Genomic DNA, 10,287 nt, shown 5'->3' with positions numbered 1-10,287 from the left:
CGGGCTCGCCGTCGAGGACGTCGCGCTGCGCGACGTCGTCGTGCCGGGGGAGGTGCGCCGGGCGGTGCTCGCCGTCGCGACCGCGCGGCAGGAGGGGGTCGCGGCGCTGGAGCGGGCCCGCGGCGAGACGGCCGCGCTGCGGGCGCTCGCGAACGGTGCCCGGGTGCTCGCCGAGCACCCGGAGCTGGCTCGGCTGCGGCTCGCCCAGGCGGCCGGCGAGGCGGGCGGCACCGTGGTGGTGCACTCGCCGTAGGGAATCGCGGGCGCGTCCGGGCCGTTGGTACGGGTATCCTGGACGCGTCCGCTCCGGCGTGCCGGACGGGTGGTTGACAAGTACACAGGGGGTGACTGGTTTCGACGTCGGATGTCGAACTAGGGGAAGCGGGTCGAGGACGCGGGGTTATCTCGTTAACGCCCTCCGCAAACCACAGGTGCCGATTCCAAGCGCACCGACTTCGCCCTCGCCGCCTGAGCGAGGCTTCGAAGTCCGTCAGCCCGGGCACGCTCTCGGCCCGGTAGCTGGCGTCATCTAGAGAGCCACTGCTGTCAGCGTTCGTCGTCGGCGCTGACGGGACACCAAGACGACTGGGCCCGTCGGCGGACATGCTCGCGTGAGCGCCGGGGCCGAGAAACTCCATAGCGAGCTGCACCCGGAGAAGCCCTAGGGGTACGACGACGGACGGGAGTTCGATTCTCCCCACCTCCACAGTCCCCACGACGACGGCCCCCACGCGCGAGCGTGGGGGCCGTCGTCGTCTCTGGCGCCGCCGAATGTGCAGCAGGTGGGCGTCCGCGCTGCGATCTCGCCCGTCGTCTGCGCACGCGGCGGGGCCGATCGCGCAGGCCGTCAGTCGCGGCCCTCCCAGGTGCAGATGCAGGCCTTGTTGCCCTCGGCGTCGGCGAGCACCCAGAACGAGGGCGCATGGCCGTCGTCGACGAGTGTGCCGCCCGCAGCGAGGGCGGCGGCGATGCGCTGCTGGGCGACGTCGTGCGGCACGGACACGTCGACGTGGAACCGCTGGCGGTCGGGCGCGTCGTCGTCGGTGTCCTGGAACCACAGCGGCACGCCGCGGCCGGCGGGGTCGGTGACGTCGTCGTCGCTCGCGTCGTAGCCGAGCACCGCCTGCCAGAACGGCAGCACCGTCGCGGTCGAAGGGGTGTCGAGCGCGAGCTCGACCAGCTGCGGCGCGGCGGGGTCGGGGTCGGCGCCCGCGTCGGCGGCCAGCTCGCTGATCCGCCGCGCCAGCCGGACGTCGCGCTGCGTCAGCGCCCCCACGTCGTGGCTGACCAGCGTCACCGTCACGTGCGGGTAGCGCAGGTCGACGTCGGGGTGGTGGTCGGCCTCGTCGGCGACGCGGGCGATCTCGCCCACCAGCCGGGCGCCGGCGGCGAAGTCGCCGGTGCCGAACCGGGCGACCAGCCGCCCGAGCACCACCCGCCAGCCGTCGAGCCCCTCGTCGAGCACCTGCTGCCCGGTCAGCGGTGTGCGGTCGTCGGTCTCGGCCACGGTGGTCCTCCTGGTGCCTGGGTGGGTGTCGCCCCTTCCTACCCCCGGGCACCGACGGGGCACCACCGCTGCCTCGTCGGACGTCGACAGACACGTTCGCGGTGCCGCACCCTGGTGCGCGTGACGCAGCAGCAGGACGAGGTCGGCCGCCGGTTCGCCGCCGCCCTCGCGGCCAAGGACACCGACGCCCTCCTCGCCGTCTTCGCGCCCGAGGTCGCGTTCCGCGGCATGACGCCCGGTCGGTTCTGGGAGGCGGCCACGCCGGAGCAGGTCGTGCACGAGGTGCTGTACCGGTGGTTCGAGCCCTCGGACGAGATCGAGGAGGTGCTCGGCGTCGAGACCGGGACGGCGCACGACCGCCCCCGCGTCGACTACCGGTTCCGGGTGCGCAACGACGACGGGCCGCACCTGGTCGAGCAGCGGGTGTACTTCGACCTCGACGACGACGGCCGCATCGCCAGGGCGAACGCCGTCTGCGCGGGCTTCCGCCCGCTCTGACCGGTGGGCCGCCGGACCCCCCGCGGGAACCGTCCGCGCCGCTAGCGTGCCCGGATGGGACCCGTCCGACGCTGGAGCCGCACCGTCGTCCTCGCCCTCGTCGTGGGGTTCTTCGCCCTGCCGTTCGTGACGGTCGGGTGCGTCCCGGTCCAGGTGGGCAGCCAGTCCGCGGGCGGTTCCACGGGCTGGTCCGGCCTCGCCCTGGCGCTCGGCCTCGACCCCGCCCGCGGCGCCGAGAACCTGCTGCCCCGCGAGCAGTGGCTGCCCGACGACCTCGGCCTGCAGCCGCTCGTCCTGGTGGCGCTGCTGGTGGTGCTGGCCGCGCTCGCGGCGTCCGTCGTGGTCACCGACGCGCGCACCCGCCGTCTGGTCGGGCTCGCGTCGGCCGCCCTGGCCGGCGTCCTCGTGCTGGTGTCCGCGCTGGTGACGCGCTCGGGCCTGGTCGCCCTCGTCACCACCCAGGTCGGGACGCAGGACCTCGGCGACGGGCGCACGCCCTCGGACTTCGTCGGTCTCGGCGCCGGCGTCGTGCTCTCGCTCGTCGCGCTGCTGGTGCTGGTCGCGGGTGAGCTCGTCGCCCTCTTGGTGGCGCGGCGGCGGGCCGCGCGCGGCGCGGTGGTGGCCGGCGAGGCGCCGTACGGGTGACGATCACCGGTGCACCGATGAGTCCGGGCGGTCCGCGTCGTTCCACCCGGTGACGGCGGTGCCGCAGGCGCACCCGCGACGAGAGGGACGACGATGGACTGGACGCTCGAGAACGTGCTGGTGCCGGTGACGGACGTGGACCGGGCCAAGGAGTTCTACGTCGACCGGCTGGGCTTCGCGCTCGACGTCGACCACGCGCCGAACGAGCACTTCCGGGTGGTGCAGGTGACCCCGCCCGGGTCGGGGTGCTCGCTGACCTTCGGCGTGAACGTCGGCGCCGGCGAGCCGGGGACGCTCAAGGGCGTGCACCTGTGCGTGGCGGACATCGTCGCCGCCCACGCGCACCTCGAGCAGGCCGGCGTGCCGAACGAGGGGATCGTGCACTTCGGGGAGCAGGGACGCGAGCCCGGCCCCGACCCGCAGCGGCGCACCTTCCACTCCTACGTGTTCTTCTCCGACCCGGACGGGAACACCTTCGCCGTGCAGGAGGTGCGCCGGGCGTGACGGCGCCCCCTCCGCGGGGACGGAGGGGGCGCCGCCGGCCGGCCGCCCGTCAGCCGGGCGGCCGACCGGTCAGGGGGTGCGCGGCGTCAGCACCGACGCGGCCGGCACCGGGAAGGGGAACCCGAGCACGACGGCCCGTCCGCGCACCTGGTTCTGCGCCTGGCAGTCCTGCACGCAGTCGGTCGCCGAGGGCGACACCTCGACGGCGTCCTCGCCCATGACCTGGCCCATCCGGCCGCCGCTCGCGACACTCCACCTCGACACGCCGCCGCAGTGCGTCCCGAACACGTTGCTGCACTGCGCGATCCGGGTCGCGACCTGGGCGGAGTCGCGGCCGACGAACCTCGACGACGTGCCGTTGCCGAAGTTGACCCGGGCGGTCACCGGGATCTGCAGCGTCTGGCCGGTGTCGGTCACGAACGGCAGCGTCGTGCCGATGCGCTCGCGGAAGCGCGGGTTGTCGAAGTAGAAGACGTCCGGCGCCAGCACGTGGGTGAACACCGTCGCGGTGCCGTCCTCGCGCTCGGGCTCCATCTGGAAGATGCCGCCCTGGGCGCAGTCCTTGGCCTGGATCTTCATCTCGGCCTGCGAGCCCTCGCGGATCAGCCGCAGGTCGCCGTCGCGCAGCCGGATCTCCATCCCGCTCGTCAGGGTGGCGCCGCGCAGGTCGGGCGTCTTGGCCGCGAACACGGTGGTGCGCCGGCCGCCGGTGAGGTCGCCGGCGTTCGGGGCGCCGGTGAGCGTCCAGTTCGTGACGCCGAGGGTCGCGGACGTGACGGTGAACTCGACGTAGCGCCCCTTGACCAGGAACGAGGTGCCGAGGTCACGGGCGGGGATGGTGGTGCGCAGGTCCTGGCCCGGTCGGGCGGTGACCGTGCGGCCCGGCAGGACGAGCGAGAAGCCGCCGCCGGTGCAGTCGCTGCTCGAGGCGGCCTGCGCGGCGGTGGGGACGTTCGCGAGTCCCAGGACGGCGGCCAGGACGGCCAGGACGGCGAGCAGGCGCGGGCGCGCCGCTCGGAGGGGGGTGGTGGTCACGGGGGCTCCTCGGCCTCGGTCGCCCGGGGGACCCGTTCCCCCGGTGCAGCACCGAGGGTGGGGGAGCGCGGGTCAAGCCCCACCCCCGCGACCGTCAAGTCGCGGTCAAGCCGGTCCGGGGAGCAGGCCGCCGGCGTCGAGCGCCGCGACCGCCGACGCGTATCTCTCCGAGAGCCGCTCCCGCTCAGCGGGTTCCAGCCCCGCCTGTCGCGTCGGGTCGGTGTTGTGCGCGACGTCGGCCACCTTGACCGCTCGCGCCACCGGGTGCGGCCGGATCGCCTCGTAGTAGGCGTCCTTCGGCACCTCGGGGGTGCGGGTCAGCAACCCCACCGCCTCGACCACGGCGTCGTCGAAGTCGTGCGCCCGCAGGTCGTCCTCGGTCACCGGGGTGTCCTCGACCACGTCGTGCAGCCAGGCCGCCTGCACCGCGGTCTCCTGCACGGCCGCCGGCAGGTCGGCGAACAGCCGCGACCGGCGCAGCAGCCCCACCACCGCCCGCGGGTGCTCGACGTAGTCGACCCCCAGCTTGTCGACCTGGCCGCGGTGGGCCAGCACCGCCAGCGCCTCCGCGCGCTCCTCGTCCGTGCCCTCGGGGAGCAGGCCCCACGGGGCGCCGGACGCGGTCACCCGCACCGCCTCGACGAGCACGTGCGGCGCCTGGTCGGGCACCCAGTGCGACACCCCGTCCAGCGGCGCGAACCGGTACGGCCCGGTGACGTGCTCGGCGCACGCCCGCGCGGCGACCTCCCCGACGGCGACGTCGGCCTCGCCCCACACGAACGTCGTCGGGACGGGAACCGCGGGCACCGCGGCCAGCTCGTCGCGGTCCATCGCGCGGTACCAGCCGAGCGCGCCGGTGAGCACCTCGCGGGGCCGCACGGCCGCGGTGTGCCGCTCGACCAGGTCGGAGGGCAGGGGGTCGAAGGTGGCGCGCAGCCGCCGGGCGTCGTCGGCGAGCAGCACCTCCTCCGCGCGGTACCCGTGCGCGGGGCCGCTCTGCCGGAACAGCCGCAGGTAGGCCGAGCGGCGCTGCTGGTCCTCGTCGCCGGCGACCGCCGCCGCGTAGGCCCGCGGGTGCGGCACCGACACCGCGACGAGCGAGCGCACCCGCCCGGGGTGGTGGCCGGCGACGGCCCACGCGGCGATCGCGCCCCAGTCGTGGCCGAGCAGGTCGACCTGCGACGCCCCCGCGGCGTCGGCGACCGCCAGCACGTCGCCCGCGACCCGCCCGAGCGCGTACGCCGCGTCGTCGTCCGGACGGGCGCCCTCGTCGTACCCGCGCAGGGCGGGGACGAGCACCCGGCGGCCCGCGGCGAGCAGGTCGGCGACCACGGCGTCCCAGCACCGGACCGTCTGCGGGAACCCGTGCAGCGCCACCACCGGCACCTCGTCGGCGACCGCCGCCGGCTCGTGCCGGTGCACCACCAGCTCCAGCCCGTCGTGCGCCACCCGGTCCGTTGCGTACCTTGCGTCCACGCGCCCTCCCCGACGTACCTACGAGTAGCGACCACAATGGCGCCATGACGTCCGCCCCGCCCGACCCGCGCCCTCCGGTCCCCAGCGTGTCCTACTCGATCACGGTCCGGCTCGAGCTGCCCGCCCGGCCGACCGCCGTCAGCGAGCTCACGCACACCATCGAGGGGCTCGGTGGGCTCGTCACCGCGCTCGACGTCACCGCGTCGGGCGCCGACCGCGTCCGCGTCGACGTCACCTGCGCGGCCGGCGACAACGCGCACGCGAACCGCATCGTCGACGGGCTGCGCGAGCTCGACGGCATCACGATCGGCAAGGTCTCGGACCGCACCTTCCTCGCGCACCTCGGTGGCAAGCTGTCGATCGAGTCGAAGGTCCCGATCCGCAACCGCGACGACCTCTCGCTGGTCTACACGCCCGGCGTCGCCCGCGTCTGCCTCGCGATCGCCGAGAACCCGCACGACGCGCGGAACCTCACGATCAAGCGCAACACCGTCGCGGTCGTCACCGACGGCACCGCCGTGCTCGGCCTCGGCGACATCGGGCCGCTCGCCGCGCTGCCGGTGATGGAGGGCAAGGCGGCGCTGTTCAAGCGGTTCGCCGGCATCGACGCCTTCCCCATCTGCCTCGACACGACCGACACCGAGGAGATCATCCGGACGGTCAAGGCGCTCGCCCCCGTCTTCGCGGGCATCAACCTCGAGGACATCTCGGCGCCGCGCTGCTTCGAGATCGAGCGGCGGCTGCGCGACGAGCTCGAGATCCCGGTCTTCCACGACGACCAGCACGGCACCGCGGTCGTCGTCGTCGCGGCCCTGACCAACGCGCTCAAGTGCGTCGGCAAGGCCATCGGCGACGTGCGCATCGCGATGTCGGGCGCCGGCGCCGCCGGCACCGCCGTGCTGAAGCTGCTGCTCGAGGCCGGCGCGCGCGACGTCGTCGTCAGCGACATCGGCGGCGTGGTGCACACCGGCCGCGACGACCTCGACGACTCCGGGCGCTGGATCGCCGAGCACACCAACCCGCGCGGCGTGACCGGCACCCTGAAGGGCTCGCTCGCCGGCGCCGACGTGTTCATCGGGGTGAGCGCGCCCAACGTGGTCGACGCCGACGACGTCGCCACGATGGCCGACGGCGCCGTCGTCTTCGCGCTCGCGAACCCGGTGCCGGAGGTCGACCCCGTCGACGCCTCGCGGCACGCGTCGGTGGTGGCCACCGGCCGCAGCGACTTCGCGAACCAGATCAACAACGTGCTCGCGTTCCCCGGCATCTTCCGCGGGCTGCTCGACGCGCAGTCGCGCGAGATCACCCCGCAGGTGCTGCTCGCCGCCGCCACCGCGCTCGCCGCGGTCGTCGGCGACGACGAGCTCAACCCGACCTACATCGTCCCCAGCGTGTTCCACCCGGACGTCACCACCGTGGTGGCCGACGCCGTCCGCAAGGCCGTGCTCGCGGGCGGCGCGCCCACCGCGTGAGGCGCGACGCACCGACCGCGTGGCTCGCGGTCGCCGTCGTCGCGCACCTGGTCGTCCTGTACTGGCCGCGCCCGCCGGACGTCGGGGGAGGCGTGCCGCACCTCGACCTGGTCGTGCACCTGGTCGTGTTCGGCGCCGTCGCGCTGTGCGCGGTGCGGTGCGGGCTGCCGCTGCGGTGGGTGGTGCTCGCCCTGCTCGCGCACGCCGTGGTGAGCGAGGTCGTCCAGGACGCGTTCGTCCCCGACCGCACCGGCGACTGGCGCGACGCCGTGGCCGACGCGGCGGGGACGCTGGCCGGCGCGCTGCTCGGCCGCCGGTGGGTCCGGCGGGTCGCCGCCCGTCCTGCACCGGACGCCGCGCGCGCGCGATGATGGAGCCGTGGAGCAGCTGACCGGTCGTCTGCTCGTGGCGACGCCGAGCCTGGAGCACCCGACGTTCCGGCGCACGGTGGTGCTGCTGCTCGACCACTCCGACGAGGGGGCGCTCGGCGTGGTGGTGAACCGGCCGTCCCCGGTCGACGTCGAGGCGGTCCTGCCCGGCTGGCAGCCGCTCGCGACCGCTCCCGGCCGGCTCTACACCGGCGGCCCGGTGTCGCAGGACACCGCGCTCGGCCTCGCGCGCGTCCCGGGCGACGGGCCCGCCGCCGCCGGGCTGCGGCGCATCATCGGCTCGGTCGCCGTCGTCGACCTCGACGTCGCCCCCGAGGACCTCGCCGCCCAGGTCAGCGGGCTGCGGGTGTTCGCCGGCTACGCCGGCTGGTCCGGCGGACAGCTCGAGGACGAGATCGAAGACGGCTCGTGGTTCGTCCTGGACGCCGAGTCCGGCGACGCGTTCAGCCAGGACCCGGAGGGGCTCTGGCCCGCGGTGCTGCTGCGCCAGGGCGGCGACCTCGCGCTGGTCGCCCGCTACCCGCGCGACCCGCTGCTCAACTGAACGGGCCGCACCGACCGGTTCGTAGACTGGCGCCATGTCCGAGCCGCTGCCGCCCAGCACCCCCCAGCCCCAGCCGCTGTCGGAGCCGTCCGGCCCCGGGTCGCAGGGCACGGCCGTGCTCGAGCGCGAGCAGCTCGAGCAGCCGGTCGAGCCGGGCGACCACGAGCGCTTCGCGCACTACGTGCGCAAGGAGAAGATCCTGTCGTCCGCGCTGTCGGGCGAGCCGGTGATCGCGCTCTGCGGCAAGGTCTGGGTGCCGGGCCGCGACCCGAACAAGTTCCCGGTCTGCCCGATCTGCAAGGAGATCTACGACGGCCTGCGCGACCCCCAGGACGGGGAGGGCGGCGGCGCCGGTGACTGAGGTCCGCCCGCGGTCGGCGGGCGGGGAGGTCACGTCGGGCGGACAGGGCACGTCGGGGGGACGCGGGTTGCCCCGCACCTGGGTGGTCACGCTCGCGATCGTCGGGCAGGTCACGTTCGTCGCCTTCGAGGCGCTCGCCGTCGCCACCGCGATGCCCCTGGTCGCCGAGCAGCTCGGCGCCGTCCGCAGCTACTCGCTGGCCTTCTCGCTGTTCATGACCGCGAGCCTGCTCGGCATGGTCGTCGCGGGCGGCCTCGCCGACTCGCGGGGGCCGACCTGGCCGCTCGTCGGCGGCATGCTGCTGTTCGCCGGCGGTCTGGTCGTGTGCGGCAGCGCCACCGGGTTCGGCGTCCTGCTGCTCGGCCGGGTCGTCTCCGGCGCCGGGGCCGGAGCCCTCGTCGTCGCGCTCTACGTGGTGGTCGCGGCGGTCTACCCGGAGGAGGCCCGACCACGCGTGTTCGGGTGGATCAGCGCCGCGTGGGTCGTCCCCGCCGTGGTCGGCCCGCCCGTCGCGGGGTGGCTCGCCGCCGAGGTGAGCTGGCGCGCGGTCTTCCTCGTCGTGCCGCCGGTCGCGCTGCTGTCGCTCGCCGCGCTGCTGCCGCAGGTGCGCCGCTTCCCGCCGGCGGCGCCGTCGCAGCCGACCGACGCCGGGGCGGCGACGCTCTCCCCGCTGCGGCGGGCCGCGCTCGCCCTCGCGCTCGCCGCCGGCGCCAGCCAGGTGCAGTGGGCCGCCCAGCACGTGGTGCCGCCGAGCCCGGTCCCCGTCCTGGTCGGGGTGCTCGGGCTGGCGCTGGTGGCCGTCGGGCTGCCGCCGCTGATGCCGCGCGGGACGCTGCGAGTGCGGCGCGGGCTGCCGTCCGTCGTGGTCGTGCGCGGCCTCTACACCGCGGCCTTCTTCGGTGCCGAGACCTACGTACCGCTCGCCCTGCACCAGGAGAAGGGGCTCTCGCTCACCGCCGCGGGCGTCGCGCTGACCGCCGGCGCGCTCGGCTGGGCGCTCGGGTCGTGGGTGCAGGGACGGCCGGGGCTGCCCGTGCCGCGGCACGGCCTGCTCGCGATCGGTGCGGCGTTCGTCGCGGCCGGGGTCGCGGGCCTCGGGCTGAGCATGCTGCCCGGCGCCTCGCCGTGGCTCGCCGCACCGGTCTGGGCGGTCGGCGCGGTCGGGATGGGCCTGGCGATGTCGAGCACCAGCGTGCTGGTCCTCGGCATGTCGCCGCCGGCCGAGCAGGGACGCAACAGCGCCTCGCTGCAGATCAGCGACTCGCTCGGCGCCGTCACCGGCGTCGGGCTCGGCGGCGCCGTGTTCGCGGCGGGGCACGACCCCGGCGGGTCGGACGCCGGCCTGTTCACCGCCATCTGGCTCGGCCTGGCCGCCGTCGCCCTGCTCGGCGTGCTCGTCGGCTGGCGCGGACGGCCGGCGGGCCCGCTCCGTCCGCGCCGAGTGTGAACCTCCGCGGCGACACGCCGGCGTGTCGCTGCGCCGGACTCACACTCTGCGGTTCGGACCCGGGCGGCCGGTCCGCTGCGGGAGGATCGGGCCATGCTGCGTCGCGCCGTCCGCACCGTGCTCGCCGACGCCTCCGGCCGCGCGCCGTCCGCGGACGCCTGGGCGCTGCTGCTCGTGGCGGCCGGGGTCGAGGAGACCAAGGCCGCGACGCTGCCGAGCCGGCTCGGCTACGTCTTCCACCTCGGCGCCTACGGCGAGCGCGACGTCGTCGCCCAGCTCGACGCGTGGGCGGCCGCGCTGCGGGTGCGCGCCGAGCCGGACGTCGCCGAGGTCGTGCAGCGGGCCGCGGCCGCGCGGCGCGAGGAGGTCGAGCGCGCCCAGCAGCCGCTGCCCGCCGCCGCCCCGGTCG

13 protein-coding genes and 1 other RNA gene are annotated in these 10,287 nt (G+C 75.6%); 11 read left to right on the top strand and 3 right to left on the bottom strand.

Features of this window, described 5'->3' with window-relative positions:
* Window positions 1–253, top strand: a 253-nt coding sequence (locus tag ACYVKY_RS02465) for an SPFH domain-containing protein (RefSeq protein ID WP_460433406.1), incomplete at its 5' end; no start/stop codon positions are given.
* A gap of 87 nt (window positions 254–340) precedes the next feature.
* Window positions 341–709: a transfer-messenger RNA gene (gene ssrA, locus ACYVKY_RS02460) on the top strand.
* 138 nt (window positions 710–847) lie between these two features.
* Here ssrA and ACYVKY_RS02455 read toward each other — a convergent pair.
* Window positions 848–1,507 carry a VOC family protein gene (locus tag ACYVKY_RS02455; protein WP_460433405.1) on the bottom strand — a complete coding sequence of 220 codons (660 nt, stop codon included), beginning with the start codon at window positions 1,505–1,507 and terminating at the stop codon, window positions 848–850.
* 120 nt (window positions 1,508–1,627) lie between these two features.
* On the opposite strand from ACYVKY_RS02455, the gene ACYVKY_RS02450 reads away from it, so the two are divergent.
* From ACYVKY_RS02450 to ACYVKY_RS02440, 3 genes are all read left to right on the top strand, one after another.
* Window positions 1,628–2,005, top strand: a complete 378-nt coding sequence (locus ACYVKY_RS02450; protein WP_460433404.1) for a hypothetical protein — start codon at window positions 1,628–1,630, stop codon at window positions 2,003–2,005.
* 54 nt (window positions 2,006–2,059) lie between these two features.
* A complete protein-coding gene (locus ACYVKY_RS02445) occupies window positions 2,060–2,650 on the top strand; it encodes a hypothetical protein (protein ID WP_460433403.1) in 591 nt (196 codons plus the stop codon).
* Between the two features lie 93 nt (window positions 2,651–2,743).
* Window positions 2,744–3,154 (top strand): VOC family protein, encoded by a 411-nt coding sequence (locus ACYVKY_RS02440; RefSeq protein WP_460433402.1) that lies wholly within the window; start codon window positions 2,744–2,746, stop codon window positions 3,152–3,154.
* Between the two features lie 69 nt (window positions 3,155–3,223).
* Here ACYVKY_RS02440 and ACYVKY_RS02435 read toward each other — a convergent pair whose 3' ends face one another.
* Together ACYVKY_RS02435 and ACYVKY_RS02430 are read right to left on the bottom strand one after the other, a co-directional pair.
* Complete coding sequence (locus tag ACYVKY_RS02435; RefSeq protein WP_460433401.1) at window positions 3,224–4,189, bottom strand: hypothetical protein; 966 nt, start codon at window positions 4,187–4,189, stop codon at window positions 3,224–3,226.
* A 105-nt stretch (window positions 4,190–4,294) separates the two neighbouring features.
* Window positions 4,295–5,638 carry an alpha/beta fold hydrolase gene (locus tag ACYVKY_RS02430; protein ID WP_460433400.1) on the bottom strand — a complete coding sequence of 448 codons (1,344 nt, stop codon included), beginning with the start codon at window positions 5,636–5,638 and terminating at the stop codon, window positions 4,295–4,297.
* A 71-nt stretch (window positions 5,639–5,709) separates the two neighbouring features.
* Here ACYVKY_RS02430 and ACYVKY_RS02425 point away from each other — a divergent pair, with 71 nt between their 5' ends.
* The 6 genes from ACYVKY_RS02425 to ACYVKY_RS02400 all read left to right on the top strand — a co-directional run.
* Window positions 5,710–7,137: an NAD-dependent malic enzyme gene (locus ACYVKY_RS02425; protein ID WP_460433399.1), complete on the top strand. Its 1,428-nt coding sequence runs from the start codon at window positions 5,710–5,712 to the stop codon at window positions 7,135–7,137.
* Entirely contained in the window at window positions 7,134–7,508 is a 375-nt protein-coding gene (locus ACYVKY_RS02420; protein ID WP_460433398.1) for a VanZ family protein, read from the top strand. The genes ACYVKY_RS02425 and ACYVKY_RS02420 overlap by 4 nt, the downstream gene beginning before the upstream one ends.
* 7 nt (window positions 7,509–7,515) lie before the next feature.
* On the top strand, window positions 7,516–8,070 hold the full coding sequence (locus ACYVKY_RS02415; RefSeq protein WP_460433397.1) for a YqgE/AlgH family protein: 555 nt from the start codon (window positions 7,516–7,518) through the stop codon (window positions 8,068–8,070).
* Between the two features lie 34 nt (window positions 8,071–8,104).
* On the top strand, window positions 8,105–8,431 hold the full coding sequence (locus tag ACYVKY_RS02410) for a DUF3039 domain-containing protein (protein WP_460433396.1): 327 nt from the start codon (window positions 8,105–8,107) through the stop codon (window positions 8,429–8,431).
* A gap of 67 nt (window positions 8,432–8,498) precedes the next feature.
* A complete protein-coding gene (locus ACYVKY_RS02405; protein WP_460433395.1) occupies window positions 8,499–9,878 on the top strand; it encodes an MFS transporter in 1,380 nt (459 codons plus the stop codon).
* 93 nt (window positions 9,879–9,971) lie between these two features.
* Window positions 9,972–10,287: hypothetical protein (locus ACYVKY_RS02400; RefSeq protein WP_460433394.1), on the top strand; the 316-nt coding region annotated here is incomplete at its 3' end.

Source organism: Angustibacter speluncae (assembly GCF_054777815.1).
The sequence above is the reverse complement of the archived record's forward strand: the minus strand, read 5'-3'. Positions and strand labels throughout refer to the sequence as shown.

Coding starts and splice junctions, on each gene's coding strand:
- ACYVKY_RS02440 (WP_460433402.1), top strand. CDS start 2,744: ATGGACTGGACGCTCGAGAACGTGCTGGTGCCGGTGACGGACGTGGAC.
- ACYVKY_RS02425 (WP_460433399.1), top strand. CDS start 5,710: ATGACGTCCGCCCCGCCCGACCCGCGCCCTCCGGTCCCCAGCGTGTCC.
- ACYVKY_RS02445 (WP_460433403.1), top strand. CDS start 2,060: ATGGGACCCGTCCGACGCTGGAGCCGCACCGTCGTCCTCGCCCTCGTC.
- ACYVKY_RS02410 (WP_460433396.1), top strand. CDS start 8,105: ATGTCCGAGCCGCTGCCGCCCAGCACCCCCCAGCCCCAGCCGCTGTCG.